At 55.4% G+C, this 26,997-nt stretch carries 28 protein-coding genes; 17 read left to right on the top strand and 11 right to left on the bottom strand.

All coding sequences use genetic code 11. The features are described from left to right. Positions 1–220 precede the first annotated feature (220 nt). From WEB54_RS08860 to WEB54_RS08850, 3 genes are all read right to left on the bottom strand, one after another. Positions 221–904 (bottom strand): hypothetical protein, encoded by a 684-nt coding sequence (locus tag WEB54_RS08860; RefSeq protein WP_368055151.1) that lies wholly within the window; start codon positions 902–904, stop codon positions 221–223. A gap of 59 nt (positions 905–963) precedes the next feature. Next, positions 964–1,353, bottom strand: coding sequence for a hypothetical protein (locus WEB54_RS08855; protein ID WP_368055149.1), 390 nt, complete (start codon positions 1,351–1,353; stop codon positions 964–966). Between the two features lie 1,007 nt (positions 1,354–2,360). Next, positions 2,361–3,683: an NAD(P)/FAD-dependent oxidoreductase gene (locus WEB54_RS08850; RefSeq protein WP_368055148.1), complete on the bottom strand. Its 1,323-nt coding sequence runs from the start codon at positions 3,681–3,683 to the stop codon at positions 2,361–2,363. A 395-nt stretch (positions 3,684–4,078) separates the two neighbouring features. Here WEB54_RS08850 and WEB54_RS08845 point away from each other — a divergent pair, with 395 nt between their 5' ends. The 4 genes from WEB54_RS08845 (at position 4,079) to WEB54_RS08830 (ending at position 5,915) form a co-directional block, all read left to right on the top strand. After that, entirely contained in the window at positions 4,079–4,627 is a 549-nt protein-coding gene (locus WEB54_RS08845) for a cupin domain-containing protein (protein ID WP_368055020.1), read from the top strand. An 83-nt stretch (positions 4,628–4,710) separates the two neighbouring features. Next, entirely contained in the window at positions 4,711–5,274 is a 564-nt protein-coding gene (locus WEB54_RS08840; RefSeq protein WP_368055146.1) for a tetratricopeptide repeat protein, read from the top strand. Between the two features lie 125 nt (positions 5,275–5,399). Beyond that, positions 5,400–5,636: a DUF2789 family protein gene (locus WEB54_RS08835; RefSeq protein WP_368055016.1), complete on the top strand. Its 237-nt coding sequence runs from the start codon at positions 5,400–5,402 to the stop codon at positions 5,634–5,636. A 21-nt stretch (positions 5,637–5,657) separates the two neighbouring features. Further along, positions 5,658–5,915, top strand: a complete 258-nt coding sequence (locus WEB54_RS08830) for a GNAT family N-acetyltransferase (RefSeq protein ID WP_368055145.1) — start codon at positions 5,658–5,660, stop codon at positions 5,913–5,915. A gap of 24 nt (positions 5,916–5,939) precedes the next feature. On the opposite strand, the gene WEB54_RS08825 is transcribed toward WEB54_RS08830, so the two are convergent. From WEB54_RS08825 to WEB54_RS08815, 3 genes are all read right to left on the bottom strand, one after another. Continuing rightward, a complete protein-coding gene (locus tag WEB54_RS08825) occupies positions 5,940–6,659 on the bottom strand; it encodes a spermidine synthase (RefSeq protein WP_368055143.1) in 720 nt (239 codons plus the stop codon). A 66-nt stretch (positions 6,660–6,725) separates the two neighbouring features. Next, positions 6,726–7,700 (bottom strand): 2Fe-2S iron-sulfur cluster-binding protein, encoded by a 975-nt coding sequence (locus WEB54_RS08820; protein ID WP_368055010.1) that lies wholly within the window; start codon positions 7,698–7,700, stop codon positions 6,726–6,728. Between the two features lie 22 nt (positions 7,701–7,722). Further along, complete coding sequence (locus WEB54_RS08815) at positions 7,723–8,775, bottom strand: Rieske 2Fe-2S domain-containing protein (RefSeq protein WP_368055008.1); 1,053 nt, start codon at positions 8,773–8,775, stop codon at positions 7,723–7,725. A 241-nt stretch (positions 8,776–9,016) separates the two neighbouring features. Here WEB54_RS08815 and WEB54_RS08810 point away from each other — a divergent pair, with 241 nt between their 5' ends. Next, positions 9,017–9,706: a GntR family transcriptional regulator gene (locus WEB54_RS08810; RefSeq protein WP_368055006.1), complete on the top strand. Its 690-nt coding sequence runs from the start codon at positions 9,017–9,019 to the stop codon at positions 9,704–9,706. A gap of 45 nt (positions 9,707–9,751) precedes the next feature. Here the strand turns inward: WEB54_RS08810 and WEB54_RS08805 are convergent, their stop codons facing one another. Continuing rightward, a complete protein-coding gene (locus WEB54_RS08805) occupies positions 9,752–10,624 on the bottom strand; it encodes a LysR family transcriptional regulator (RefSeq protein ID WP_368055140.1) in 873 nt (290 codons plus the stop codon). A gap of 281 nt (positions 10,625–10,905) precedes the next feature. Here WEB54_RS08805 and WEB54_RS08800 point away from each other — a divergent pair, with 281 nt between their 5' ends. The 3 genes from WEB54_RS08800 to WEB54_RS08790 all read left to right on the top strand — a co-directional run bounded on the left by WEB54_RS08800 (position 10,906) and on the right by WEB54_RS08790 (position 14,252). Continuing rightward, the gene (locus WEB54_RS08800) at positions 10,906–12,081 is read left to right on the top strand and encodes an acyl-CoA dehydrogenase (protein ID WP_368055138.1); all 1,176 of its coding nucleotides are present in this window, start codon (positions 10,906–10,908) and stop codon (positions 12,079–12,081) included. Then, positions 12,081–13,301 (top strand): CaiB/BaiF CoA transferase family protein, encoded by a 1,221-nt coding sequence (locus WEB54_RS08795; RefSeq protein WP_368055136.1) that lies wholly within the window; start codon positions 12,081–12,083, stop codon positions 13,299–13,301. The genes WEB54_RS08800 and WEB54_RS08795 overlap by 1 nt, the downstream gene beginning before the upstream one ends. Before the next feature lie 93 nt (positions 13,302–13,394). Continuing rightward, complete coding sequence (locus WEB54_RS08790; RefSeq protein ID WP_368054998.1) at positions 13,395–14,252, top strand: amino acid ABC transporter substrate-binding protein; 858 nt, start codon at positions 13,395–13,397, stop codon at positions 14,250–14,252. On the opposite strand, the gene nadC is transcribed toward WEB54_RS08790, so the two are convergent. Both nadC and WEB54_RS08780 read right to left on the bottom strand, forming a co-directional pair. Continuing rightward, the gene (gene nadC, locus WEB54_RS08785) at positions 14,249–15,103 is read right to left on the bottom strand and encodes a carboxylating nicotinate-nucleotide diphosphorylase (RefSeq protein WP_368055134.1); all 855 of its coding nucleotides are present in this window, start codon (positions 15,101–15,103) and stop codon (positions 14,249–14,251) included. The two genes, WEB54_RS08790 and nadC, sit on opposite strands and share 4 nt — an antisense overlap. A 159-nt stretch (positions 15,104–15,262) precedes the next feature. Then, positions 15,263–15,457: an RSP_7527 family protein gene (locus tag WEB54_RS08780; protein ID WP_368054994.1), complete on the bottom strand. Its 195-nt coding sequence runs from the start codon at positions 15,455–15,457 to the stop codon at positions 15,263–15,265. 325 nt (positions 15,458–15,782) lie between these two features. Between WEB54_RS08780 and WEB54_RS08775 the strand changes: the two genes are divergently transcribed. From WEB54_RS08775 to WEB54_RS08760, 4 genes are all read left to right on the top strand, one after another. Beyond that, entirely contained in the window at positions 15,783–15,974 is a 192-nt protein-coding gene (locus WEB54_RS08775; RefSeq protein WP_368054992.1) for an RSP_7527 family protein, read from the top strand. Positions 15,975–16,268: 294 nt separating this feature from the next. Next, positions 16,269–16,937, top strand: a complete 669-nt coding sequence (locus WEB54_RS08770) for a dienelactone hydrolase family protein (protein ID WP_368054990.1) — start codon at positions 16,269–16,271, stop codon at positions 16,935–16,937. Positions 16,938–17,182: 245 nt separating this feature from the next. Beyond that, positions 17,183–18,379: a CynX/NimT family MFS transporter gene (locus WEB54_RS08765; protein ID WP_368054988.1), complete on the top strand. Its 1,197-nt coding sequence runs from the start codon at positions 17,183–17,185 to the stop codon at positions 18,377–18,379. A gap of 69 nt (positions 18,380–18,448) precedes the next feature. Further along, complete coding sequence (locus tag WEB54_RS08760; RefSeq protein WP_368054986.1) at positions 18,449–18,709, top strand: DUF3081 family protein; 261 nt, start codon at positions 18,449–18,451, stop codon at positions 18,707–18,709. A gap of 10 nt (positions 18,710–18,719) precedes the next feature. Here the strand turns inward: WEB54_RS08760 and WEB54_RS08755 are convergent, their stop codons facing one another. After that, entirely contained in the window at positions 18,720–19,622 is a 903-nt protein-coding gene (locus tag WEB54_RS08755; RefSeq protein WP_368054984.1) for a helix-turn-helix domain-containing protein, read from the bottom strand. Positions 19,623–19,952: 330 nt separating this feature from the next. On the opposite strand from WEB54_RS08755, the gene WEB54_RS08750 reads away from it, so the two are divergent. The 5 genes from WEB54_RS08750 to WEB54_RS08730 all read left to right on the top strand — a co-directional run bounded on the left by WEB54_RS08750 (position 19,953) and on the right by WEB54_RS08730 (position 25,397). Next, positions 19,953–20,921: a phytanoyl-CoA dioxygenase family protein gene (locus tag WEB54_RS08750; RefSeq protein ID WP_368054982.1), complete on the top strand. Its 969-nt coding sequence runs from the start codon at positions 19,953–19,955 to the stop codon at positions 20,919–20,921. Positions 20,922–21,015: 94 nt separating this feature from the next. Continuing rightward, positions 21,016–22,320: a homogentisate 1,2-dioxygenase gene (hmgA, locus tag WEB54_RS08745; RefSeq protein ID WP_368055131.1), complete on the top strand. Its 1,305-nt coding sequence runs from the start codon at positions 21,016–21,018 to the stop codon at positions 22,318–22,320. Positions 22,321–22,374: 54 nt separating this feature from the next. Then, positions 22,375–23,391 (top strand): fumarylacetoacetate hydrolase family protein, encoded by a 1,017-nt coding sequence (locus tag WEB54_RS08740; protein ID WP_368054978.1) that lies wholly within the window; start codon positions 22,375–22,377, stop codon positions 23,389–23,391. Positions 23,392–23,435: 44 nt separating this feature from the next. After that, positions 23,436–24,080: a maleylacetoacetate isomerase gene (gene maiA, locus WEB54_RS08735; protein WP_368054976.1), complete on the top strand. Its 645-nt coding sequence runs from the start codon at positions 23,436–23,438 to the stop codon at positions 24,078–24,080. Positions 24,081–24,173: 93 nt separating this feature from the next. Further along, entirely contained in the window at positions 24,174–25,397 is a 1,224-nt protein-coding gene (locus WEB54_RS08730; RefSeq protein WP_368054974.1) for a phosphoribosyltransferase family protein, read from the top strand. 104 nt (positions 25,398–25,501) lie between these two features. On the opposite strand, the gene WEB54_RS08725 is transcribed toward WEB54_RS08730, so the two are convergent. Next, complete coding sequence (locus WEB54_RS08725) at positions 25,502–26,848, bottom strand: NAD(P)/FAD-dependent oxidoreductase (protein WP_368055129.1); 1,347 nt, start codon at positions 26,846–26,848, stop codon at positions 25,502–25,504. Positions 26,849–26,997: the final 149 nt, after the last annotated feature.

Raw genomic sequence — 26,997 nt, 5'->3', positions numbered from 1 at the left:
AAATGATCACTCAATTATTCGTAAAAATCCCGATCCACTTTAATAGGTAGCGCCTTGTTGAGTACGACCCCTTCAAAATGTGGTTGCTTTCTTAGTGAGTCAGTAAGATGCATGTCCATGGAGGCCCTCCATGGAGGCCCCTGGTATGAGCGGTTTATTTGTTACAGCACACTAGATTTGACTCCATCGCTCACTCCTAACGCCAAAAGCAGCGGCGTATTTATGTGTCCGACTGCCTTTTTTTGTTACATAAGAAGGGCAATTTTTGGGTAATAATTTTGTAGCTCTTCAAGGGCTCTTCGAAACATGGGGCTGTAATTCTTTCAAGACGAGTACTATATTCCGCTAAACGCTGTCTAATCTCGTCATCTTCTCCATAGGTATCCCAAAAAATGCCTTCATGCCGCTGCATTGCATCCAGATGACGCTGGAACTGCTCTTCATCCATTCTGACTCGCCCTTGCTGAGGCCAGTAGCGGGTACCTAAGGCGTTCGCCGAAGCGAAGATAGAATTAACCGTCCTGCCAATGTCATGGAAAAGAGATTCTGTCTCAGAACCGAAAACAGCCATAAAACGATACTTTAGGGTGTTTAGTCGAACAAAGACTTCTTTTTTCTGTTCGTATCGCTCAAAAACAATATATGCGCGGTCTAATAGCTTACTGTGCTCGGGATTTTCATGCTCGCCACGCTGCCTTGTACGTCCCTCGTTTGAGCTTGCAAATGGGTTTCTTATAAACGCGACTGCATCACTCAATTCGAAAAAACTTGCGAGCATATCTTCTGCCAGCTCAATCTTCCGTTTTCCAATAAATTCTCTTTTCCATGCGCCAACCCCGGAGATGATAGCCCAGCAGGCCGCAATGACTGCTACTGCTTCTCCAATTGTCGCGAGTTCAATCACTCTTCTTACCCTCGTGTATGTAACGCCAAATTCAGCGGTTTATTCGCTGCAATGCATTGTTAAGCATTTAGTACTCGATTGGCTACTACAACTAGCAGAATCAATCCAGTTGTAAGCGAAACAGTGCCTGCCAGCCCAATGAACCAGCCAATACGATTAGTGATTCTTGTACTTGAATAGTACTTGGCTGAGTTAAGCCGCGAATAAGCTTGAAGAAGCAAGTGTGCCTTTAACAAGACAAACAACGTAATCGAGGCTAACAATGAATACCATGAATAGAATGCGAGGCAACTGACAGAAGGAATTACATCAGAGAAACTAGAGCCTTTCACATTGAAAAGTGCCGTAGAAGACAGTGTAATTGCGCCACCAGCTAGCAAAAACACAGAATTCGAAAGCGTATCGACTCGTGCTCTTACCTCTTTCCATTCTTCTGAATTATTTTCCAAACAACCTCCTTAGTATATTGGGCTGCCTACCGCCTGCCATCACGGGAGAGAAAAGTAGAGAAGTTGTGATTTCGGCTTCTGGTACTTCGCCTAGTATGAGTATACAGCCGTGCTCTTTACGAGCCGTTTTGATTGCGGTCTTGACGGAATCCTTCCGAGATCCAAAAGTAGACCCAAACTAGGAAATATAGCGCCACCCAACTGATAAAGGCTAGCAACCCGTAGCCCATGATCACGAGGGGCATCTCGCTGAGATTCGGAAAGCGCCCCCTTTGTGCGACCTCCACAAAAAAGCCAATTAGCACAAGAGTAGGTGCCAGTGCCGTGACGGCGTACCCGAGGCGGAGTGCTCCTTCGCTTTTCGTACGCAAACGCATTTCCAATTCACCTCACCATTTGAAGGAGTTTTCGATTAACAGTTTCTTCATCTTCGCCTCCGCCCCTTATTCCAGCAGATGTCATATAAAACCTACCACACTCATTCGCTAAGGCCCAGTGATATAGGGATTGACGCCCAATTCCCGGAGATCATTCGCGTATCACATCAAAACCGAAAAAACAGTCGCTACAGACGACGCTTCCCGGAATATGCGTCAGGCCTCAGCATTTGATTGTGACGACATTCAAGCATGCACGGTTTGGTACGACGCCCTCTGGTATCGGCACAATTCATGGCAGTGTGTTAGATCACTATGAATTGGCCATTTAGACTGGATCAGAGAGATCAATGATACGGTGATTCACGTATCCTTTGAGCTATACAAATTGCTGGCGCCAGAATCGATTAGACTCGCTACCGCCCGGCCGGTTACGGGGCACACCAAGGGGAAGTAGGTTGTGGTTTCACCTTGGCACTCTGTGATTGGGTTGGCAAGTATTTATTTTGTGGGGGTGTAATTTGCGCCCCCTGAGTAGTTTTCGGTGGTTGGTTTTGCTTCCTGTCGCGCAGGGGACTGCGCTCCTACGGAGTGGTCGTGTTTGGGTCTATGGTTAACATTACTACCCCGTTAAATCACATCCCTTAGCCGGTGGTATAGCATACCCAGCGCTAGTATCGGTGAGCGGAATTTGGGGCCGCCCGGGAAGGTGATGTGTTTTACCTTTTCGAAGATATCGAGGCGTTTGCTTTCCTGGTGGATGCTTTCGGCAATCAGTCGGCCTGATAGGTGGGTTACGTTCAGGCCGTGGCCTGAATAGGCCTGGGCATAGTAGACGTTGGGTTGCAGGCGGCCGATTTGGGGGAAGCGGTTGGCGCCGATGCCGATCATGCCGCCCCACTGGTAGTCGATGCGCAGGTGTTTCAGGTAGGGGAATACTTTGTTCATGTGGGGTTTCAGGGCGGCTTCTATCGAGGCCGGGTCGCGGCCTGAATAGTTGCACAGGCCACCGAACAGCAGGCGGCGGTCGGCGCTTAGGCGGTAGTAGTCGAGTGCTACATTCAGGTCACATACTGCCATGTCTTGCGGGAGTACCTGTTTGGCCTGGGCTTCGGTGAGTGGTTCGGTGGCCATTACGTAGCTGCCGGCGGGCAGGACTTTGCCCGCCAGGGTATCGTTCAGGCCTGCCACATAGGCATTGCCGCACAGCACCAGGCGATCGGCGCGCACTTCGCCCTGGGCGGTGCGCACGCGCACGCGGTCGCCGTATTGCACTTCGGTTACCAGGCTGTTTTCAAATATCTGCACGCCCAATTCGGCTGCGGCAGCGGCCTCACCGGTGATCAGGTTCAGCGGGTGCAGGTGGCCTGCGCCATAATCGACAAGGCCACCAATGTAACGGTCGGACCCAACCACTTCGTGCATGCGGTCTTTGCCGATGCGTTCGAACTTGTGGGCGTAGCCGGTGGCTTTCAGGTCTTCGTAATCGGCATCCAGGTCTTTGAGGTGGCGCGGGCGCAGGGCCAGGTCGCAATAGCCCCATTTCAGGTCACACTGGATGTTAAAACGGGCGACCCGCTGGCGGATGATATCGACCGATTCATAGCCCATCTGGGTAACGGCATCGATGCCTTCCTGCCCCAGCGCCTTGCGAAACGGGTCGAGCCCATGGCCAACGCCACGAATCAGTTGCCCGCCATTGCGGCCACTGGCGCCCCAGCCAATCCGGCGACCCTCTAATAGCACCACCTTATAGCCCCGGTCCGCCAGTTCCAGCGCGGTATTAACGCCACTGAAGCCACCGCCCACAACACACACATCGGCCTCTACCGCTTCGGTTAGGCTCGGGTAGTTACGCTGGGTGTCCTCATTGGCCGTGGCGACATAATAGGATGCCGGATAGTCGTCGGTGTGGGTTTGGGGATTCAGGTAATTACTGCGAGTGGCGTGCATAAAGGAATGGCCGTCAATTATAATCGTCGAATGTTCGGTATTTTTGACACAATCTGACCGATTTTACAACTCCCGTTTGGGACTTTGCACCCAATTGAGTGTTAGGTGCCGGGTGTGCCTTTCCGGGGTAGTCCGCAACATGGATGTTGCGGTCTAGGCCCCATGGACGGGTTCACGCCGACCCCGGCAAGGCATACCCGGCGCCTGACACGGGCACATGGCACTGTAACTCAAGCAAACTCTGACTTCGGGGTGACTAATTAGCCCGCGAAATAGACATACCGTTCAGTTGCCAGTATTTGCTACACTCTGTAAAAAATAATGAATGCCCGGCGTGACGTACCCTGTCATGCGGCTATCGACCAAAATATGCTCGTTACCGGAGGAAGCAACCCTTGGATGTGGGTGAACGACTTAAAGTCATACGCAAACAAAAAGGTCTGTCGCAGCGTGAACTGGCAAAACGCGCCGGTGTCACCAACAGCACCATTTCGATGATCGAAAAAAACAGCGTTAGCCCCAGCGTTGGCTCACTGAAAAAGGTGCTGCAGGGCATTCCCATGTCATTGGTCGAGTTTTTCGCGGAAGACACAGAAACTGATGCCAGCCAGCCCGTGATATACAGCCCCGATGAGTTTATGGACCTCTCAGTCAATGAGGTTAGCATGAAGCTGGTGGGTAAAGCCTACGGTCGCCGCGCCCTGGCTTTTATGATTGAGACCTATGAACCCGGCTCCGATACCGGAACCGACCTTTATGTGCATGAAGGCGAAGAAGCCGGGCTGGTCGTCAGCGGTCGCTTTGAACTGACCGTGGGTACCGAGGTGTACGAACTAAAAACCGGCGATGCCTATTATTTTGACTCTACCCGGCCACACCGCTTTCGAAACCCGTTCAGCGAACCCTGTCAGATCGTGTCGGCCACTACGCCTGCCAATTTCTGAGGCTCCAGCCATCTGCGCTTTTCATAATGGTCTATTCTGTTCCAGGTAGCGAATACATAGCTACATCCGGATGGAGACCTACTATGAACTGCGTCCGACACATCCACTGGACTTGGCTGATGGCTGCGGTTCTATGGATCACGACCGGTGTTAACGCCGACCAGAACGATGAACGGCTAGACCCTCTCTTTGACGGGCTACAGTCTTCACCTGGCGTGAACGTATCGTCGGTGATTGAACAGCAAATTTGGGTTTTGTGGAGCCGGGGCCCAAACGATGAATCCACCCGCATGTTGCGCCGGGGCGTTCGTGCCATGCAACTCGGCGACCTGGATTCAGCGCTGGGCGTATTCGACCGGCTGATCGACGAGGAACCGGAATTTGCCGAGGCCTGGAACAAACGGGCCACGCTGCATTACCTGCGCGGCGACCTCGGCCAGTCGATGGCAGATATCGAACAGACACTGACCCTCGAACCCCGACATTTTGGCGCCCTGGCCGGGCTCGGTTCCATTTTCGCACGCCTGCAACAGCCCGCTGCGGCCATCAAGGCTTACGAGCAGGTGCTGGACATCTACCCTCAATCGACCCACAGCCAGCGCAACCTGGAACAGTTGCGAGAAGAAATCGACGGCCGGGCTATCTGAGCGACCGTTCATAAGAATTGACGATTCTGTCTGGCTCGAACCGGATTATTGGGTGCGTCCATGGTAGTGTCATCTGAAGCAGCTATGCTTAAAGTTCATGCTAAGCGCACGTGGGGGGACATCGTATGCTGACACCCTTACCGGATATGACCACGCTGTTCGACCAACTGGGGCTCGACAGCAGCCAGGACGCCATTGATGCGTTCTTCAGCCACCACCACCTGGGCCAGGGTGAAGACGTCTCCGAAGCCGACTTTCTGAGTTTCGAACAACGTCTGACGCTGACCCGTATGCGTGATGATGACGCTGAATGGGCCGAGTTGGTTGATACCATGGAATCCCTGCTGCACAAGAATTCATAACCCGTTTTGCAGGAGCACACTATGCCTGATGTTCAGCATCAGCCCGTACACCATCGTTTTATTATCGAGCTGGATGGTGAGACGTCATCACTGACGTATCACCATCCGCAGGGTTCCAACCAGGTCGATTTTGACCACACCTTCGTGCCACCCGCCTTGCGTCAGCACGGCCTGGCGCGCCAACTGGTCGATGTCGGCCTCGCCTGGGCGCGCAATCAGGGCTATGAGATCCATGCTTCCTGCAGCTATGTAGACGCGGTCATAAAACGTGGCGGCTAAGCGTTAGGCAGGCACCAGCATTGCCTATTTAACAGCGACATAGACCGTAGCGGTTGCTTCGTTATTCTGGAAGGGGTTATAAAATCGAATGATATGCGACTCTACCCGACTAAAAACCGTTTCCAGCACAGCCATAAAATCTGGCGCAGGTGGTTCATTCGACCAGAGTGCAAATACCCCTTCCGGTCGCAGCTGTTGGGCCATGGTGGCGAGGGTACCTGGCTGATAAAAGGAAGCATTCGAGGCGTTAAGCAAAAAGCTTGGAGAATGGTCGATGTCGAGCAGAATAGCATCGAAGACGCGTCCTGGCTGATCCGGATCAAAGCCAGTTGGCTCACCCTTGGCCAGGTCGAAAAAGCTGCCCTGAACATACCGGTTGCGAGGGTCAGCATTCAGAATAGCGCCCAGTGGCACGTCCTCAGCCTGATGCCATTCGATGACCGGCTCCAGTAACTCCACCACCAGCATTGACCGCACTTTCTCATGTTTGAGCGCCGCGACGGCGGTATAGCCCAGACCCAGGCCGCCGACCACTACATCAGCCGGTCGATCATCCAGTGCTGCTAACCCAAGATCAGACAATGCCTCTTCCGCTTTTACGAACAAGCTGGACATCAGAAACTCTTCGCCGAGTTTAACCTCGTAGATGTCGTCGTCAGTGAGGCCAGGAATACGCCGGCGGCGCAGGGTAATCTGGCCGATGGGGGTTGGGCGGGTGTCGATTTGTTCAAACAGGGGGCGCATGCAGGTGCCTCGTTATTGCCGAGGCACCATGCTAACAGAAGTAGAGGCTTAAGGTCGCTTGCGAGCTTACAGGTCCAACACCAGCAAGGGTGTTTTGGAACGGGAGCAGCACACTGTCATCTGGTCATTCGCGGCGTGTTCATCGTCATCCAGATAGCGGTCACGATGCTCGGGCGTGCCTTCCAGCACTTTGGTCAGGCAGGTGCCGCAAATGCCCTGTTCGCAGGACGTCAGCAAGTCGATGTCGTTGTCGATCAGCACGTTGGCGATGGTCTCGTCGGCCGGGATATCAAACTCTTCACCAGTGCTGGCGAGCCGGACTTTGAAGCTGCCATCAGCAGAGGTATCGATGTCTTCGGCGACAAAATACTCGGTGTGCAGATGATCGACAGACCAGCCTGCGTCTTTAAAAGTTTTTAGAGCGGCATCGGTAAAACGTTCCGGGCCACACACATAGAGGTGGGTGTCCGGGTCAACATTCTTGGCGAGTGCCGCCATATCGATGCGACCGGTATCCGGTTCATCGCTCAGATAGAAATGGCAACGATCACTGAACGGGCCGTCTTCCAGTTCATCTAAAAACGCCATGCACCCACGTGACTTGGCAGCGTAGTGAAACTCGAACTCCTTACCATCGCGATCGAGTTGTTGAGCCATGGAATAGATCGGCGTGATGCCAATACCACCGGCCAGCAGCAATGACTTTTTAGCGGCCGGGCGCAATTCAAAATGGTTACGCGGAGAACTAACTTGCAGCAAATCTCCTTCATTGAGGGCGTCATGCACCGCCGTAGAACCGCCACGAGATTCCGGTTCGCGCAGCACGCCCAACTGATACCTTTGATTGTCCCAAGGGGCGTTGCTCAGCGAATACTGACGAATGGTATCCGGTGCAACCTGCACATCGATGTGGCTGCCTGCAGTAAATGCAGGCAATTCACGACCGTGCGGGTCGACCAGTTCCAGGCGCACAATGCCATCGGCTTCGGCGACTTTTTTGTTGATCTTGACGATCATCGACAGGGTGGTTTTTTTACTCATGCCAACTCCGGAACCTGATGAATTAAGACGCCGAAGCTTCCTGCTTGAGGATCTTGTCGAGCATGCGGCGCGCCAGTATACCACCACCGTCGATGTTCAGTTTCAGCAACTGACGGTCGGGGTTATCGATCAGGTTTTGTTGCTGGGCTTCCAGCATTTCCAGATCTTCCGAGAAAATCTGGCCCTGACCTTCGCGAATCTTATCGGTCAGCTCCTGATCGTGCGGCTTGAAGTTACGTGCCATGCCCCAGTAATACCAGATTGAAGTTTCCGTTTCCGGGGTGATGAAATCGACCACAACGCTGGACGCTTTCTGGTCGGCGGGCGCATCGAAGCCGCCCTTGTTGGCGATAGCAACACCGACGTTGATCATGATGTGGCTTGGCGGCGTGAACCGGCTGATCTGCCAGCGGTCTACATCGGCCGTTGGTTCAAGGTCGTTGAACTTAAGGGCATTCTGCCAGAACGGCGGTGCCTTGATGCTCTCCATGGTGCGCTTGGTCACCACGGTATCGCCGTCTTTGAACGAATCGGGTGCTTCGTCTTCAATTTCAGGCTGACCGATGCTGGACGCATGCACATAGGTTTCATGCGTCAGGTCCATCAGGTTATCGACCATCAATTTGTAATTACAGTTGATGTGATACAAGCCACCACCGTAAGCCCACTCCGGGTCATCGAAGAAATCGAATTTCGGGATCAGGTCGGTATCGGCTTTTTCGGCTTCGCCTGGCCATACCCAAATAAAACCATAACGTTCTTCAACCGGGTAAGCAGTAATGCCCGGGAAGGCGTTAACGCGTTGGCCGGGCATCGATTTACAGTTGCCGTCACAGTTCATTACCATGCCGTGGTAACCGCAGACCAGATCGCCTTCGTCATTTACATGACCCAACGAAAGGGGCGCGCCTCGATGCGGGCAGAAGTCAGCCAGGGCCACAATTTTTTCATTCTGGGTACGATAGAACACCATACGCTGACCACAGATTTGACGGCCCTGTGGCTTGTTGGTCACTTCATCGGACGAAAAGGCTACATACCAGGTGTTGGTCGGCCAGGAGGCTTGCACGGTCATGGCGGTTCTCCACTGCATCGGGTCGGTTGGTTGTATTCGGTCGACTCACTTTTTATTATCCGTCGACGTCAGTTATGGATCCAAAAATAGGTTCCAGACCTCCATTTGTCAATTAAAATATCCTTTTTGGATCCACTAAAGTCGATTTATGGATCCAAAATACCAGTAGAAAGCTTGCGCAATGCAGACATTGAGCTGAGAATAGACGCAACGACTCTCTTACTGGATCCCGTTTTTCATCATGACCCAGATCAGCCACACCGCCATTACCGCTCTGCGCAAACACATACGCGATGGACGCTACCAACCCGGCGAAAAGCTGCGAGAAGTACAGGTTGCAGACCTGCTGGGCGTCTCACGCACACCGGTCAGACTCGCCTTTCGCACCCTGGAGCAGGAAGGCCTGCTGGAACGCACCGGTAAGCAGGGCTATGTGGTTCGCGAAGTATCGGCCGACGACGTACTGTGCGGGGTCGAAATCCGGGGAGTGCTGGAAGGCCTGGCAGCTCGTCGGCTGGCCGAGAAGGGCCTTTCCGGTGAACTGAAGGCTCAACTGGAACGCTGCGTTCAGGAAGGTGATGCGCTGATCAACCGGCCTGAGCTAAGCCAGGGAGACATCGAACGCTGGGGTGAGATCAACGCCCGCTTTCACGCCCTGATCGTCAATAACGCCGGCAGCCGTGCCATCAGTGATGCCATCACCCGCAACAACCACCTGCCCTTTGCCTCATCGGATTCGATCACCATCGACACCGACCACCTCGCCCAGGAGCAACGCAAACTCCAGGTGGCGCAACTGCAGCACCAATTGGTGGTACAGGCTCTGTTAATGGGTGAAAGCACCCGGGCAGAAATGCTGATGCGCGAACACGCCTACATCGGCCTGCGCTACGGCCCGCTGTTCGGTGTGCCGGAAGGGATGGATTTTTAGCGTCGAGCAACGAGCTGTTAGCTGATAACTCATAGCTCGCAGCTCTTACTTCTCAAAAAAACCCAGAAACGCCTGGCTCGCCTTCGACAAATAATGGTTCTTCTTCCAACCCCAGGCCAGCTCCAAGGGAATCGGCGGATCGAAGGGCCGGGTGCAGAGCAGCGGCTCATTCTCAACAATCATCGACAAACAGGTCGCCAGCCCCATCTCGTTTTTGACCAGATTCATCAGCAAATTGACCAGATTGGTTTCAAACTGAACATTCAGACTGAGCCCCTGTGCCCGGGCACGTTGTTCAACCGAGTCGCGTAAGTGATAACCACTGCGGAACATTACCGTCGGCTGCTGGCAGAACGCCTCGATCGTGATCGACTCGCGCTCCGCCAAATGATGGTGCTTTGGCATGCAGGCAACCACCTGCTCGGACAATTGCGAGGCATAGCGAATCTGATCGTGCGGTTTTTCCGAGCGAATCAGCGCCAGATCGAGCTCGCCATTGATCACCATCTGCTCCAGCGTATCGGTACCGGCTTCATACAGGCGAATGCGAATGCCCGGGTAGGCTTTCTTGAAGGCAAACAGATAGGCGGGTAAATAGTAGGTCGATAGCATCGCCGAAGCCCCCAGCTTCACCTCACCCTGCTCCAACCCCTGCAGTTCGGTCAATTCCCGGGTGGCATCAGTCAGCCCTTCCAGAATACGGCGGACGTGAGTGAGCAATACCTCACCGTCGGACGTTAGCGTCATGCGCCGGTCAGCCCGGTTGATCAGTTTTAGCCCAGTTTCTTCCTCCAATTTTTTTATCGCTATACTCAACGCTGGCTGAGCAATGCCTAACCGCCTAGCTGACCGGGAAAAACTGCCGGTGATGGCGATGTCATTGAAGTACCGCAACCGGCTGATGCTGTCTAATCGCATAAATTTACCCCAAGCTCACGTCTATATTTTAAATATATAGAATATATAAAAACAATATAATATGGATATCCGAAAACTTCAGCTATCTTTAGGCCCACTCACTAACCAGAATTCGGTGCAAGCAACCAGCCGAGTGCCAGCTGCCGGGTGTAGCTATCCGGGGTAGTCCGCAGCAGGGATGCTGCGGCCTAGGCTCCATGGAAGGATTCACGCCGACCCCGGATAGCTACACCCGGTGGCTGACACGACCCAAACCACCGAACAAAACAAGAGGCACCACCATGGCTACCGCACATTTTGACTGGAAAGACCCCTTCGCACTGACTGCTCAACTGAATGACGACGAGCGCATGATTCTCGATACCGCCCACGCCTACAGTCAGGACAAACTGGCCAGCCGCGTGCAAATGGCCAACCGTAACGAAAGCTTCGACCCAGCCATCATGTTGGAACTGGGCGAGCTGGGCATGCTCGGGGTGACGCTGCCGGAAGAATACGGCTGCGTAAACGCCAGCCATGTGGCCTATGGCCTGATTGCCCGCGAGGTCGAACGTGTCGACAGCGGCTACCGCTCTGCCATGAGTGTGCAGTCTTCTCTGGTCATGCACCCAATTTACGCCTATGGCAGCGAAGAGCAGCGCAAGAAATACCTGCCCAAACTGGCCACCGGCGAACTGATCGGCTGCTTCGGCCTGACCGAACCGGATGCCGGTTCAGACCCCGGCAGCATGCAAAGCAAAGCGGTTAAAGCCGACAATGGCTACATTCTCAACGGCGCCAAGATGTGGATCACCAACTCACCGATCGCCGATGTATTCGTGGTATGGGCCAAGCTCGACGGCGAGATTCGCGGCTTTGTTCTAGAGCGCGACATGAAAGGCCTGAGCGCCCCCAAAATTGAAGGCAAATTCAGCCTGCGCGCTTCAATCACCGGCGAAATCGTGATGGAAGACGTTTTTGTACCTGAAGCCAACATCCTGCCCAACGTTAAAGGCCTCAAAGGCCCCTTCGGTTGCCTGAACAAAGCCCGCTACGGCATCGCCTGGGGCGCCATGGGTGCCGCCGAAGCCTGCTGGCTGGCGGCACACAGCTACGTGATGGAGCGGGTTCAGTTCAACCGGCCACTGGCGGCTAACCAGTTGATCCAGAAAAAACTGGCCGACATGCAAACCGAGATCAGCCTCGGCTTGCAAGGCTGCTTGCGTATGGGTCAGTTGATGGACAACGATGCCTGCCCGGTCGAGCTAATATCACTGATGAAACGCAATAACGCCGGCAAGGCACTCGACATCGCCCGCGTTGCCCGCGACATGCACGGCGGCAACGGCATCAGCGATGAATACGGTGTGATTCGCCATGTCATGAACCTCGAAGCGGTCAACACCTACGAGGGCACGCACGACATTCACGCCCTGATTCTGGGCCGTGCCCAAACCGGCATTCAGGCGTTCGGCTAATGAGCGACGACGCCATTCAAGGCGCCCTGAGCGGCATTCGGGTCATCGACCTGAGCCGCATTCTGGCTGGCCCCTGGGCCACCCAGATGCTGGCCGACTTCGGCGCTGAAGTGATTAAAGTAGAACGGCCCGGCCAGGGAGACGACACCCGTGGCTGGGGCCCGCCATTCTTCGGCGACGATGAACACAAAGTCGCCGCTTACTTTCACAGCGCCAACCGGGGCAAACAGTCCATCGCCATCGACTTCACCCGGCCCGAAGGCCAGCAACTGGTGCACGACCTGGTGCGCGAAGCGGACGTGCTGGTTGAGAACTACAAGGTCGATGGCCTGAAAAAATACCGGCTGGATTACGACAGCCTAAAGGCAATTAACCCGCGCCTGGTGTATTGCTCGATCACCGGGTTCGGCCAGACCGGCCCCTACAAACACCGCGCTGGCTACGACTTCATGATTCAGGGCATGGGCGGGCTGATGAGCGTGACCGGTGAGCCGGATGGCACGCCAATGAAAGTCGGTGTTGCCCTCACCGACATTCTGACCGGGCTTTACGCCGCCAATGCTGTGCAGGCCGCCCTGCACTATCGGGCCCGAACCGGCCTTGGCCAGCACATTGATCTGGCCCTGCTCGATGTTCAGGTGGCGACCATGGCCAACCAGGCCATGAATTACCTGGCTACCGGTAATTCCCCCGGCCGTCTGGGCAATGCGCACCCCAACATTGTGCCCTACCAGGCCTTTGCCACGACCGATGGCTACCTGATTCTCGCCGTCGGCAACGACGGACAATTCCAGCGGTTCTGTGAGGTCGCAGGTCGGCCTGATCTGTCGGCCGACGAGCGCTTCGCCACCAACCAGGCCCGGGTTGCTCATCGCGAGCAGTTATTGCCAGTGATCATTGAACGGATGAAGACGCAAACCCGGGACTGGTGGCTCGACAAGCTGGAAGCGGTATCGGTACCCTGCGGCCCGATCAATTCACTGGAACAGGTCTTCGCCGACCCCCAGGTTCAAGCGCGTGAACTGAAGCGCGAACTGAACCAGCCTGAACTCGGCAAGGTGCCGTCGGTAGCCAACCCGATCCGCTTCAGTGAATCGACCATCCACTACGAAAGAGCTGCTCCCTCACTCGGTTCAGATACCGATCACGTGCTGACCGGACTGCTCGATTGCGATGCTTCACGCCTGGCGTTTCTGCGCAAACAAGGCATTGTCGGTTAACTGCACACCATCCAAGAGCATCGGCTCGCTCCGTTGACAAGCCCGGCCGGTCGACTAGGCTGACAACGGGTAAATCGATGCTTGGTGGCCGTAATGTTACAAAGGCTGGTGGTAATATGGGTTCTGGCGAGCGTGGTCTGCGTCCGCGCCGAGCTCAGTGTGGTTTACCCGGCCAGTGAATCCGAGATAGACACCCGATTCGACGACCTAATCACTATATTGCGTACCGCACTCGAAAAAACCGAGCCTGACTTTGGCCCCTTTCAGATGCGGCCCGCCTCGGCGCCGATGACCTCCATGCGCTACTCAAACGAATTGCTGGCCGGGCGCACCCCCAACCTGATCTGGACATCCACCTCGGTTGAACGGGAATCCCTGTTCCGCCCCATTCAAATTCCACTGCGTAAAGGGTTGCTCTCGTACCGCATTGCGCTGACTCGCGCTGAGAATCAGGCCAGGATCGACCAGGTTCAAACAGTAAGCGACCTGTCACAGCTCTCTCTGGCGCAGGGTATTGGCTGGGGAGACAACCTGGTATTCGAGGCCAATGGCCTGAGTGTCACCACCAGTGAATACGAAAGCCTGTTTAGAATGATCGACGCGGGTCGAATTGATATTTTTCCGCGAGGCATTGGTGAGGTGTTTGAAGAGTGGGAAATTCGCCGCCACGAGCTGCCCAATCTCATCATCGAACCCAACCTGCTGCTCTACTACCCCTGGCCTTACTACTTCTTTGTCCATCCAGACAACGAAGCACTGGCTGTACGGTTGCAAACCGGCCTGAACCGAATGATAGAAGACGGCAGTTTCGACGAGATTTTCTGGCGGTTCAATGCTGATGCCATAGACCGCGCCCGGCTGGATGAGCGGCGCATTATTGAGCTAACCAATCCTATGCTACCGCCAGGCACGCCCCTGAACGACGAACGGCTCTGGTATCGACCTTCCTAATGATCGACTGATAACCGCATCGACAGGTCAATGGCGGTCACATCTTTGGTCAGGGTACCCATCGAAATGTAATCCACTCCGGTTTCGGCAATGCCGCGCAATGTCCTGGCGTTAACGTTGCCTGAAGCTTCCAGCTTGGCTCTTCCTTTGGCGGTTGCCACAGCGGTGCGGGTGTCTTCCAGGCTGAAGTTATCGAGCATGATCACATCGGCTCCGGCGGCCAGGGCTTGCTCCAACTCATCCAGGTTCTCGGTTTCCACCTCTACCATTTTGCCCGGTGCCAGCTTGTGAGCAGCGGTTACCGTAGCAGCGATACCACCGCAGGCCGTGATGTGGTTTTCCTTGATCAGGAAAGCATCGTACAAACCCATGCGATGACTCTGGCCACCGCCGCAGGTCACCGCGTATTTTTGCGCCAGGCGCAAACCGGGCAGAGTTTTCCGGGTGTCGAGCAGGTTTACGCCGGTGCCTTCAAGCATTGCCACAAAGTGAGCAGCCCGGGTTGCCGTTGCCGACAGTAGTTGCAGAAAATTAAGCGCTGCCCGCTCACCAGTCAGCAGTGACCGGGCCTTGCCTTTAATCTCGACCAGGGTGTCGTCGGGCGCGACCCGGTCGCCATCCTGAACATGCCAGACCAGTGTCACCCCGGGGTCCAACTGATGAAATACCTCATTAACCCAGTCGACACCGCAGATCACCGCAGGCTCACGGGTTATTACCCGTGCATCGGCCTCGCTGTGTTCAGCAATCAGAGCAGCATTGATGTCACCGTCAGCGACGTCTTCGGCAAGCGCAGCCGTTACATTGGCCACAATGGCCCGGCGCAGATCATTCGGGTCGATCGGGTACATAACACCTCGGGTCAGTAATGTATAAAACAGGAAAGGCTAAAACGGAACAGATTATAGAGGGTTGTGCGGCAGGATGTCATGCGTGGTACAAAAACGAAAACGCACGGCCCACATGGGGCGCGTGCTAAAAGTTTTCAACGATAAAGTGAAATTGGGCGATCAGGCGCTGTGTGTACGAGAAGGAGCGCTGAACCAGGAGGCAACGGCTTCTTTGGCGGCAGCCAGCCCGCGCAGAACGCCTTCGCGCAGGTATTCGTTGCGCATTTTCATGGCTTCGGCTTCGTAGAAAGCCACATCCAGGTTGCCCCAGGAATCGGTTACTGCTTTAAATTCGGTTTCGTTTGAGTGTGCCATGTTTGCCTCCAGACAATGTCATGTGCTTGATCGGTTAGGCGCTGCGGCCTTCAATGAGACATATAATAGGGAGGCAAGCGGTCGGTCACAAACGATGGGTTTTCATGCCACAGGTGAATTAGATTCATGCATTAGCAAGGGTCATATTCGAACAGCTAGGCGATCTTAATCCAAACCCGCATGAAATACTTTTTCTAATTCATGGGCTGAAATTTGATCGTTTGTGACTAAGCGGTCAACTTATTATCATGCGCAGCAATTGAAGAGGGCACCCAAAAACAGGTTTCCCTCCCACGCATACAGGCTTCAAGCCGAGGAGTATTTGATGACCAACCAGACTGCGGAAACCACCATCGTGACAGACCGTTTTGGCAATGTTGACGTTGCCTACTATGAGCGCGAAGCGATGAGATTGCGCAACGAATACCTGCGCACCCAGGCGGGCGACTTTTTCATATCGTTGCGTCGTGGCATTCACAACCTCTTTGGTTCAAGTGCCACCCCGAGCAACGCCTGAGCACCCGAATTTCATGACGGCGTGGTGACCTGACAAACACCACGCTGGCGCAAGCTCTCCTCTTTGTCGTTGTTGTGTTGTTATTTTGCACGGGCCGAGCGATCGTCCCGTGCTTTTTTTTGCCTGCCATTTCATCCGCTATGCACCAGATAAGCTCAGCTATTACCGGGCATCGGAGAGTGCCTGGTTGATGGGTATATGCCCCGGGAACGCTAAGTTGCAACCCTGAGTCTGCCCAGTGTTCATAAAGCTGGCTACACTGATAGCCACCCGAACAGCACAAGGATATTTATCATGTCGCACTTTCAGGAGCTGACCGCCAGTGACCAGCATCACTTTAGGGCTTACGTCGTCGAGCCCAAACATACCCCGCGAAGCGTCGTCATCGTCTTGCAGGAAATCTTTGGTGTGAACCCTCACATACGCTCGGTCTGCGACCGGCTGGCTGAGGCCGGTTTCATCGCCGCAGCCCCGGCGCTGTTCGACCGGTTACAACCCGGTTATGAAGCGGGCTATGCACCCGAAGACGTGGTTCGCGGTCGTGAGTTGCTCGCCAACTTCAGTGTTGATGCAGCATTGCTGGATATCACCGCGACTATCGACCATTTCAAAACCCGCGGGACAGTCTCAGTTATTGGTTTTTGCCTGGGCGGCTCGCTGGCTTACAAGATCGCAACCCGCAATACCGACCTCGCCTGTGCGGTCAGTTACTACGGCGGTCGGATTCCGGAATTTGCCGATGAATCCCCCCTGTGTCCAACCATCCTGCACTTTGGAGAACAAGACGCGAGTATCCCGATGGAGAACGTCGACACAGTACGTAGCAAGCAGCCCAAGCTCCCGGTCTATACCTACGCTGCTGGCCATGGTTTCAACTGCGATATACGCGATTCCTATGAACCGGTTTCGGCAAAGGTTGCCTGGGAACGCACCATGGCACTGATCACCGAGGTGTCATCTTAGCCTGTGGTGTCGCCAGCCAGCCAGGCCCTCCCCTTTACGGAAAATACACTCCGTATCGTGCAGTTAATACCGGTTCATTTTCTCGCGCTCCTCGGGCGAGACAAACTCCAGCGTCAGTACTACAAGCCTAGTGCCTGAGCCCACCCTGGGCCAGCTTAGACCCGGATGTTATGGTTGTCTGCCGGGTCCGAGCTGATAAAGTACCGGCTTTGTTATTGTCCTCATGGTTCAGGCTTCCTGTTGTTATGCTGCATTCACGCTTTCCATCCGAGCTGGTTGTTATCATCGCCGGTGTTACCGCGGCCCTGCATCTGGGAAAATTACCGCCGGCGATTACAGCTCTTGAAGCATCGCTTGGCATCACATTGCTGCAAGCGGGCTTTATGTTGTCGCTGGTGCAACTGGCGGGCATGACGGTGGGTTTACTGGTTGGGATGGCATCCGATACGGTTGGTTTACGGCGCAGTATACTGGCCGGGCTGGCCATTCTGGCGCTGGCCAGCTTGCTTGGTGGCGAGGCGACATCGGTATCGGCGTTACTCGCTTTGCGTGCCGTCGAGGGGCTGGGTTTTCTGCTGGTGGTTTTGCCTGCTCCGGGCTTAATTCGACGCCAGGTTCCAGTCGAAAAGCTCAGTCAGCGACTCGGATTGTGGGGCTGTTATATGGGCTTTGGCACCAGCCTGGCCCTGTTGACGGCACCCTGGGTGATTGAGGCCGCTGGCTGGCAAGGCTGGTGGCGTGTACTGGCTTTGATCACAATGATCATGCTGGCTTGGGTGTGGTTCGCCGTGCCCGCCGACCAAACGGCTCAATCCAAGCCAGCCAACGCGGCTTCCCGCTCCGCCCCCTGGTGGCAACGCCCGGCCAATACGCTGGCCGCGCCCGGTCCCTGGCTGATTGCCATTATCTTTGCGATGTATTCCAGCCAATGGCTCTCGGTGATTGGGTTTCTGCCGTCCATCTATCGCCAGGCCGGTTTCAGCGTCTTGCTGATCGGCCCGCTAACGGCGCTGGTGGCCCTGATCAACGTAGTGGGCAATCTCGCTTCCGGCTATTTGTTGCATCGTGGCATTCAGGCACGGCATTTGTTGTACACCGGCTTTGGTGTGATGAGCCTCGGCACCCTGCTCGCCTTTTCCAGCCTGACCGACACTGCGCCGCTGGTGCGCTACCTAGCGGTATTGCTGTTTTCCATGGTCGGCGGTGTTATTCCCGGCGTGCTGTTCTCACTCGCCGTGCGGCTGGCTCCCAGTGAAGACACCGTGTCCACGACCGTTGGTTGGATGCAGCAGTGGTCTTCACTCGGTCAGTTCGCTGGCCCGCCCCTGGTCGCGCTGGTCGCCAGCCGCAGCGGTGGTTGGGAATGGACCTGGGTGGTCACCGGCGGTTTGTCACTGGTTGCTGCGATGGTGATCAGCCGCTTGCCCAGGTTCTCAGGTTGAAGATGTGATTGGGAAGACCGGGTTGGCTGCACTAGACTAGACGCGAATGCATCACTTAAAGACACACCTATGTCTGAAAAAATCGAGGCTGGCAACGCACTGCGTGCCTTCCAGACCGTGATCGACAATGGAACAAAAACCGACGAGGGCTATGAACTTGATGGACTGGTCGCCAATACGGGTGTCGATGGATACACCGTTACGCTCAGTGACGGTGCAGTCACCTTAACTCTGATGTTTCACCAATCCTTTTCGGTCGACAGCCCCAACGCCCGGGCCACTGAAAACTTTATCAAACGGCTTGATGCCCTGCTGGATAAATACCAGTAGCTACTCTCAACTAGTATTCCATCGAGCCCGCAAGCAATGAGGGCGCTCCCACGACCACCGCCTGCTGAAATTTCCGGCGAAACTGGCGCGGTGTTACGCCTTTGTATTGCCTGAACAGCCGATTGAAATTGGACAAGTTGGCGAAACCGCTCTGTTCAGCCACCAGACTGACCGGGCGTTCGGTCCGAATCAGGTCGGCGCAGGCATGGCCGAGGCGAATGTGTGTCAGGTACTGGTGCAAGCTCTGATTCATCTGTCGGCGAAACACCCGGTTCAGCGTACTGACGCTCATATGATGCTCTCGCGCCAGTGCGGGCACCCGCAGCGGCTCGCGAAAATCGCGATGCAAGCTATCCAGTATCGGGCTCAATTCCCGCTGCGCGGGTTCGGCCAGCGTCTCGCCATGAAACCGAGCCGACGCCAGCGTACGCGGGGCTTCTTCCTGAAGGGCGGTAAGAATATCGAGCAGCAACGTCAGACGACGAGCCGCACTGGCACCGGGTAATTGCTCAAACAAAGGCTCCAGCGCCTTAGCGAGATCATGCGACCAGGCAAGCCCTCGTCGCGATCGGTCCAGCCAGGTGGCGAGCGACGCGAATTCCGGAAATTGCCGGGCCAGGCCATCGACCCAGGCCTGGCGAAACCAGAGCACATAGACCCTGTGAGAGCCAGTTTGCGCGGGTTTCTGGCTGGCCCAGCTGTGTGGCAAGTTGGGGCCAAGCAACACCAGGTCACCGCTTTGGTAGGCTTCGATGTGATCACCAATATAACGCTCACCCTGGCTGTTCACCGTCAGCGTCAGCTCGTACTCCGGGTGGTAATGCCATTCAAACGGCAATTCATCGAGCTCGCGCAGAAAGAACCGCCAGGAGGCATCGTCCGGGTGTTGAATACGTTCGAATTGGGCTTTCATTGACGGGTACCCTTTTATTTCTCAAGTTTCGGAGTTCGCACAGTGTGAGCGGCGGATGCCGGTGGTGCCTCTGCGGGGGAGTCCGCAACACGGATGTTGCGGTCTAGGCTCCATGGACGGATTCACGCCGACCCCGCAGAGGTACTACCGGTAGCCGAAGCGGACGATGACCACCCGAATAACCCTGAACTCCGAAACTTGAGTTATTACGCTATCGATTCGATATTGCCACTGATATTGAGCAAATAGTATCGGTTTTTGCCCCAAAGTCATCGCCTGGCGGTTTTCTTCGGCGTTAGGCTGTTGTCATGGATTCACAGGAGAAACCCCATGACCTCAATAAAAAACCGTTATGGCTTTGGCGATCAGCAACCCGGCAACAACAGCGTTGGCAGCCAGGAGCATCCACCGCTGGCCAGTATCGTTAAACAACAACCACTGCGCGTTCTCAGCGAGGCCGACTGGGCCCACTGGCAGCGTTATGGCTATGTCGTGATTCACCAGGCCATTACGCCGGAACAAGTCGCTGCGACCGCCAACTTTCTCTGGGAATTTCAGGAAATGTCGCCCGATGATCCGGACAGCTGGTATGCACCACAACGCCGGGACCATGCGATGGTCGAATTGAACAACAGTGGCATGGTGGAGGCCTACAACCACCCACTGCTGTGGGCGAACCGGCAGACGCCTCGGGTATACGATGCTTTTGTCGATATCTGGGACCGTGAAGACCTTTGGGTCACCATCGACCGGGCCAATCTGAACCCGCCTAACCGTTCTGGCCGGGCCTTTTCGGGTTTCATTCACTGGGATGCCAACACCACGCTCGACCCGTTACCGGTCAACGTTCAGGGGGTACTGGCGCTGAGTGACACCACGCCAGAAACCGGTGGTTTCCAGTGTGTACCCCAGCTATTCGAACACTTTGATGACTGGCGACGCCAGGCCCCAGCCGACCGGGACCCGTTCTCGCCCGGGCAGGATTGCGGCTACCCAACCGAATTTGTGCCGATGAAAGCCGGCGATCTGCTGATCTTCAACAGCCTGCTCGCTCACGGTATTCGCCCGAATCAGTCAGATACCGTACGCCTGGCGCAATACATCGCCATGGTGCCAGCCGAGGAAGACAACACAGAGGTACGGGACTGGCGCATAAATTCCTGGCGCGACCGTCTTCCCCCTCAGGGTTATGCGTTCCCCGGCGATCCACGTGGCTGGGAGCAGACACGTTACCCCAGAGCGGAGCTGTCGGACCTTGGGCGAAAATTGTTGGGGCTGGAATCCTGGCAGTCATCGTAGCGACACCCTGGCAATTAGTTGCAAATGAAACCAACCAGAGCTACCCTTGGCTTGCATAGTTTCATTTGCAACCATAATATCTGAGGGTCTGGGCATGACGGCTTCACACGACTACCAAAGCGGCTTTCGCAACCAGTTCTCAACCGAGGCACTGCCGGGCGCGCTGCCTTTGGGTCAGAACTCGCCTCAACGCTGCCCCTACGGCTTATACGCCGAGCAGTTTTCGGGGTCGGCCTTTACCGCACCGCGACACCAGAACCTGCGCAGTTGGTTGTACCGGATTCGGCCGTCCGTGCTGCAATCGGCCTATCAGCCTCGACCTGATCAGAACGTTGAGACCGGCCCACTGGCCAGGGCCGCCGACCCGAACCAAATGCGCTGGGATCCGTTACCGATCCCGTCTGAACCCACCGATTTTATCGACGGTCTGTTCACCGTGGCGGTCAATGGCGACGCTGGTACCCAAACCGGGTGCGGTGTTCACCTCTATGCCGCTAACACTGATATGACCCACCGGTTTTACTATAATGCCGATGGTGAGCTGTTGATTGTGCCGCAACTGGGCACGATGGTTCTGCGCACGGAGATGGGCGTACTGGAAGTCGCCAGCGGCGAGATCGCAGTGATACCCCGTGGCATTAAATTCCAGGTTCGCCTGGGTGAAGGGTGCGACGCGATACGCGGTTACCTGTGCGAAAACTACGGCAGCCCGTTGGAGTTACCCGGCCTCGGGCCCATTGGCGCCAATGGGCTGGCCAACCCCAGGGATTTTTTGGCCCCGATCGCCGCCTATGAAGACCTGACTGGCGAGTTTGAGCTCGTCGCCAAATTCTCGGGTCGTTTCTGGGTCGCCGACCTTGGCCATTCACCACTCGATGTCGTTGCCTGGCATGGCAATGTCGCGCCCTACAAATACGACCTGGCGCGGTTTAACACCGTTAACACCGTCAGTTTCGACCACCCGGACCCGTCAATCTTTACCGTGCTGACCTCCGCTTCCGACACCCCGGGTATGGCCAACATCGATTTTGTCATCTTCCCGCCGCGCTGGATGGTCGCCGAGAAAACCTTTCGCCCGCCCTATTTCCACCGCAATTTGATGAGCGAATTCATGGGCCTTATCCACGGCGAATACGACGCCAAAGCCGAAGGCTTTGTGCCCGGTGGTGCCAGTCTGCACAACTGCATGTCGCCGCACGGGCCAGATGCCGACACCTTTGCCAAAGCCAGTGGAGCCGAATTAACGCCCCAGTACCAGGGCAACACCCTGGCATTTATGTTTGAGAGCCGCTACGTTTTTCAAGCTACCGAAGCGGCCCTGAATACCGAACACCGTCAGCGGGATTACGTGAACGCCTGGTCGACTCTGACCGCTCATTTCGACCCCAGTCAACGCTGACAGAAAATCACTTTCAGGCAGTCCACGCTTAACGACTTACAGGATTAAACCATTATGAAACTTGCCACTCTTAACACGGGCCGCGACGGCACCCTGATTCTGGTCTCACGGGACCTAACCCAGGCCGCACCGGCCACCGACATCGCCAGCACCCTGCAACAGGCCATCGAGAACTGGGCAACGGTTGCACCAAAGCTGGAAGAACGCTACGCCGCTTTGAACGCAGGCACCGCCAAAGACGCCTTCGCACTGGATATAAGCGCCCTGCATTCACCATTGCCGCGCACCTACCACTGGGCCGATGGCTCCGCCTACCTGAACCACGTCAAACTGGTGCGCCAGGCGCGCAATGCCGAGATGCCGGAAACATTCTGGACTGACCCGCTGATGTACCAGGGTGGTGGCGATTGCTTTTTATCACCCACCGAAGACATCGAAGCCGTCAGTGAAGAGCACGGCATTGATTTCGAAGGCGAAATTGCGGTAATCACCGACGACGTGCCGATGGCCGTAACGCCCGAGCAAGCCGCCAGCCACATCAAACTGGTGATGCTGGTCAACGATGTTAGCCTGCGTGCGCTGATTCCCGGTGAACTGGCCAAGGGCTTTGGTTTCTTTCAGGCCAAACCCGCTTCCAGTTTTTCCCCGATCTGCGTCACCCCGGACGAGCTCGGCGACGCCTGGAAAGACGGCCGTTTACATCGTCCATTAACCGTGCACCTCAATGGCGAAAAGTTTGGCGAGCCCGACGCCGGACCGGATATGATCTTTGGCTTTCCTGAGCTTATCGCCCATGCGGCAAAAACCCGCTACCTGGGCGCAGGTGCCGTTATTGGCTCCGGCACCGTCTCCAACCCGGATGCCAGTGGCGGGCCGGGTAAACCGATTGCCGACGGAGGCGTTGGCTACAGCTGCCTGGCCGAGTTACGCATGGTCGAGACCATTCTGCACGGCGCGGCGAAAACGCCCTTTATGCGCTTTGGTGATCGGGTACGCATCGAAATGTTCGACCCGAACGGTGACAGCATTTTCGGAGCGATCGACCAGCAGGTTAAGCAACACCAGCCCTGAAACGATGGGCTACACTGCTCTGACTACCATAAAAGGCGTTTTCCATGCTCACATTGCACAGTTACTTTCGATCGTCAGCGGCCTTCCGGGTGCGCATCGCCCTGAACCTGAAAGGGTTGGATTATGATCAGATCCCAGTCAACCTGCTCAAAGGCGAACATCGGCTCGACGCTCATCGTAGCCGTAACCCCCAAGGTTTGGTGCCGGTACTGGAAACCGACAGCGGAAACGCACTGTCCCAATCGATGGCGATCTGCGAATACCTGGAGGAGCGCTACCCGGAACCGCCCCTAATGCCGGAAAGCCTGGAAGCCCGCGCCCGGGTTCGTTCATTGGCGATGCTGGTCGCCTGTGAAATGCACCCGCTGAACAACCTGTCGGTACTGGCATACCTGACCAATGAACTTGGGGTCGATGAAGCCACCAAACTCGCCTGGTACCAGCATTGGGTCGCAAAAGGCTTTACCGCCCTGGAAGCGCGCCTGGCCCACGAACCGGAAACCGGCAGCTTCAGCCATGGCGACACACCCACCCTGGCTGATGTGTTCCTGGTACCGCAAATGTTCAACGCGGAACGGTTCAAATGCGACGTAACCCCCTACCCCACCCTGGTGCGCATTGCCACCCACTGCAGAAACCTGCCAGAATTTAAAAATGCGGCGCCGGCTCAGCAACCGGACGCCGTTTGATACCTACCAATCCTGTATTGCCCCTATCGAAATCCTGCCTCCCATATTAAACTGGCGGCCCTCTGCCCAGCCGCCTAAAAAACAGGACTCGTCATGACTTTTTCGACTGAACAGTCAAGAAATGTCGTTGTTGTCAGCAACGTCGCCGATAACCCCTTCGCCATCGACATTGCCTACGCCGTCGGACAACTGGAAGACATCGCTGACAAAATCAGCATGAAACAGTTTATGAACTCCGAATTCTGCCCCCGGTTTATTTCCGATGAACACGATATGGACAACATCGGTCATACCCTGGATGGCAAGATTGTGGTCATCGTCAGCACCAGCAGTCACCTGAAGAGCCGCCAGGAACTGGCCATGGCTAATTTGATCATCGCCCGGGCCGCTAAAGAAAACGGCGCCAAAAAAGTGGTATTGGTCGAACCAGATTTGTTTTACAGCGCACAAGACAGAGGCCCACGAAAAGACTTGGGTGAAACCCATTTCGAACGCGACGTTAAAGACATTAAAAAATTCGACGGTCAGCCCTTTACCGCCAAACTTTACGCCCAACTGTTAAAACTCTCGGGGGTCGATTCAGTTCTCACCGTACACAACCATTCCAGTTCAGTTCAGAAAATTTTCTCCAGCGTGTTCGAAGGCGATTTTCACAACCTGATTCCCTATGAAATCTACGCGCACTATTTATTGAATTCCGACATCCTGAATTATGGCGACAACGGTGAAGGCCTGGTGTTGTGCGCACCGGACAAGGGCGCGCGTGATTTCGTAAAACAAATGTTCGATACGCTGGGGCTGAGCAAAGCCAAGTTCATCATGCTCGATAAAGAACGCACCAACGAACGCAAAGTTGAAATAACCTTGCACAAGGAAAGCGAACATACTTTTGATGGCCTGGAAGATGCCAGCGTGATCCTGTTCGATGACATGGTACGCACCGGCTCCACGGTGGTTAAGTCCTGCCAGTTCCTGAAACAGATCAATCCGAAACGACTGGTATTCGCCGTCACCCATTTTTACGCCAGTGACGAAGGGCGTGAGCGTATGGCCCACCCGGCCATCGATGAGATTCTGACATTGAACACCCTGCCCACCATTTTGAACCGCGATGAACAGGGCCGGTTACGCAAGAAACTGGTGGTGCTAAAAATTGAAAAATGGCTGGCGCAGGAACTGTGCTCCTTGCTCGGATTTCCGCAAACAGATGAAGTAAATCCCTACAAAATCGACATGTCTTCAAAGAACCCGCGCTTCAAACGTAAGATCTGGTACAGTGATGAATTAAAAGACTTACACCAGCGATCACATTCATAAAAAACAACGCACCAGCATAGACAAGCTTGCTCTGATAAATGCAGAGCAAGCTTGTCGTTAAGTGCCGAACAATACTGCTTCAACCCTTTCTTGTTCGTTCGCCGCTAAAACGCCAGCCCCGGCTTCAACACCTGCCCTCGCTTAAACCGCTCAAATGAAAACGGCGTTAAATCGTGGCCAATAGCTCGCTCCATCACCAAATCCGCCACCACACGGCCAATGGCCGGGCCGATGCCAAAACCATGACCGCTGAGACCGGTAGCGATGATCAGCCCCGGTAGATCAGATACCCGGTCAATCACCGGAATTTCATCGGGCAGTGTGTCAATCATGCCGGCCCAGGCCTGGCGGATGGTGGGTCGGCCCAGTTGTGGCCAGACTTCTGCAAAACGATCCAGAGCTGCATTCAGGGTAGCCATGTTGGGCTGAGGGTTCAGTACTCTTATGCGCTCAAAAGGCGTTTGTTCATCGGCGGGCCAGCGGCGTGGGGTGCGCCAGGCATCGGGAAACCCGCTGGGCGCGGCCAGGCGTAACCGGGTGGTTTTCAGGCCCGACTTCACCTGCTCCCTGAAGGCTGCAAAATGCCGGAAGGCGTCCGGCCCCAGGTAAAAGTCGTGAGAGAAGCCGTGTGCGATCGTGTAGCCGCCATCCGCTCGCGGTCTGAACGCTAGCGAGGGATCCGCCGCACCTCCGGGGAAACCGGCAGGCATCGGGTTCGTCGCCATGGCCGATGCCAGCACGCTCAATTGCGGCAACACCACCCCCTGAGACCGTGCAAACAGTGACGACCAGGCTCCGCCCGCCAAGACGACCTGATTGCAGCGAACCCGGCCCAACTCGGTCCATACTCCGGCTACCTTGCCACCAGACATATCCAGAGCGCGCACCGCACAGTGTTCGCGCAATAATGCCCCTGCGCGTTTTGCCAGCCGAGCCAGAGCGGGCACTGCCAGCCAGGGTTCGGCCCGGGCATCGCTGGGCGTGTATAAGCCGCCCAACCAGCTGGCACGGGCACCGGGCAGATGTTCGGCCAGCTTGTGCGCGCTGAGCACCCGGCTATCCACCCCGGCCTGCCTGGCAAAAGGCAGCCACCGCTCATAGGTTTCAAGCTCAGCCTGATCGGAGGCCATGTACAGAATACCGGTGGTTTTGAAGCCAATATCTTCTCCGACTTCGTCTGCCAGTTGGTGCCACAGCCGGTTGGCTTCCGCCATGATCGGCAGTTCGGCCGGGTGGCGACCCTGCTGGCGGATCCAGCCCCAGTTGCGGGAGGATTGTTCACCGGCAATGCGCCCTTTCTCGCACAGCACGACGTGCTGGCCCTGCTTCGCCAGAAAATAGGCGCTCATCACTCCGGCGATACCACCTCCAATAATCAGCGTATCGCAGGCCTCGGGCAGCGCGTCCTGATGTTCCAGGTTGGAAAGGTCAGTAAATGGAAATACAGACATGAACAGGCCACCTTTGCCTTAAACAATGAAACAATTATTTTTTTAAACGCTTGTAGCCAGTTTGACAGACACTTAACCATTCACTCAACTCTCATGCACCACCGCCAGTCGTATCGACAAGTCGATCGCGGTTACGTCTTTGGTTAACG

Origin of the sequence: Saccharospirillum sp., from assembly GCF_040881935.1 — a bacterium.
Classification (GTDB): Bacteria; Pseudomonadota; Gammaproteobacteria; order Pseudomonadales; family Natronospirillaceae; genus Saccharospirillum.
This window is presented reverse-complemented; position numbering and strand designations above follow the sequence as displayed.

Excerpts from the sequence above, each read along its gene's own strand:
- WEB54_RS08850 (WP_368055148.1), bottom strand. The coding sequence starts at position 3,683 with ATGCACGCCACTCGCAGTAATTACCTGAATCCCCAAACCCACACCGAC.
- WEB54_RS08840 (WP_368055146.1), top strand. The coding sequence starts at position 4,711 with ATGAACTGCGTCCGACACATCCACTGGACTTGGCTGATGGCTGCGGTT.
- WEB54_RS08835 (WP_368055016.1), top strand. The coding sequence starts at position 5,400 with ATGCTGACACCCTTACCGGATATGACCACGCTGTTCGACCAACTGGGG.
- WEB54_RS08830 (WP_368055145.1), top strand. The coding sequence starts at position 5,658 with ATGCCTGATGTTCAGCATCAGCCCGTACACCATCGTTTTATTATCGAG.
- WEB54_RS08825 (WP_368055143.1), bottom strand. The coding sequence starts at position 6,659 with ATGCGCCCCCTGTTTGAACAAATCGACACCCGCCCAACCCCCATCGGC.
- WEB54_RS08820 (WP_368055010.1), bottom strand. The coding sequence starts at position 7,700 with ATGAGTAAAAAAACCACCCTGTCGATGATCGTCAAGATCAACAAAAAA.
- WEB54_RS08815 (WP_368055008.1), bottom strand. The coding sequence starts at position 8,775 with ATGACCGTGCAAGCCTCCTGGCCGACCAACACCTGGTATGTAGCCTTT.
- WEB54_RS08810 (WP_368055006.1), top strand. The coding sequence starts at position 9,017 with ATGACCCAGATCAGCCACACCGCCATTACCGCTCTGCGCAAACACATA.
- WEB54_RS08805 (WP_368055140.1), bottom strand. The coding sequence starts at position 10,624 with ATGCGATTAGACAGCATCAGCCGGTTGCGGTACTTCAATGACATCGCC.
- WEB54_RS08800 (WP_368055138.1), top strand. The coding sequence starts at position 10,906 with ATGGCTACCGCACATTTTGACTGGAAAGACCCCTTCGCACTGACTGCT.
- WEB54_RS08795 (WP_368055136.1), top strand. The coding sequence starts at position 12,081 with ATGAGCGACGACGCCATTCAAGGCGCCCTGAGCGGCATTCGGGTCATC.
- WEB54_RS08790 (WP_368054998.1), top strand. The coding sequence starts at position 13,395 with ATGTTACAAAGGCTGGTGGTAATATGGGTTCTGGCGAGCGTGGTCTGC.
- nadC (WP_368055134.1), bottom strand. The coding sequence starts at position 15,103 with ATGTACCCGATCGACCCGAATGATCTGCGCCGGGCCATTGTGGCCAAT.
- WEB54_RS08780 (WP_368054994.1), bottom strand. The coding sequence starts at position 15,457 with ATGGCACACTCAAACGAAACCGAATTTAAAGCAGTAACCGATTCCTGG.
- WEB54_RS08775 (WP_368054992.1), top strand. The coding sequence starts at position 15,783 with ATGACCAACCAGACTGCGGAAACCACCATCGTGACAGACCGTTTTGGC.
- WEB54_RS08770 (WP_368054990.1), top strand. The coding sequence starts at position 16,269 with ATGTCGCACTTTCAGGAGCTGACCGCCAGTGACCAGCATCACTTTAGG.
- WEB54_RS08765 (WP_368054988.1), top strand. The coding sequence starts at position 17,183 with ATGCTGCATTCACGCTTTCCATCCGAGCTGGTTGTTATCATCGCCGGT.
- WEB54_RS08760 (WP_368054986.1), top strand. The coding sequence starts at position 18,449 with ATGTCTGAAAAAATCGAGGCTGGCAACGCACTGCGTGCCTTCCAGACC.
- WEB54_RS08755 (WP_368054984.1), bottom strand. The coding sequence starts at position 19,622 with ATGAAAGCCCAATTCGAACGTATTCAACACCCGGACGATGCCTCCTGG.
- WEB54_RS08750 (WP_368054982.1), top strand. The coding sequence starts at position 19,953 with ATGACCTCAATAAAAAACCGTTATGGCTTTGGCGATCAGCAACCCGGC.
- hmgA (WP_368055131.1), top strand. The coding sequence starts at position 21,016 with ATGACGGCTTCACACGACTACCAAAGCGGCTTTCGCAACCAGTTCTCA.
- WEB54_RS08740 (WP_368054978.1), top strand. The coding sequence starts at position 22,375 with ATGAAACTTGCCACTCTTAACACGGGCCGCGACGGCACCCTGATTCTG.
- maiA (WP_368054976.1), top strand. The coding sequence starts at position 23,436 with ATGCTCACATTGCACAGTTACTTTCGATCGTCAGCGGCCTTCCGGGTG.
- WEB54_RS08730 (WP_368054974.1), top strand. The coding sequence starts at position 24,174 with ATGACTTTTTCGACTGAACAGTCAAGAAATGTCGTTGTTGTCAGCAAC.
- WEB54_RS08725 (WP_368055129.1), bottom strand. The coding sequence starts at position 26,848 with ATGTCTGTATTTCCATTTACTGACCTTTCCAACCTGGAACATCAGGAC.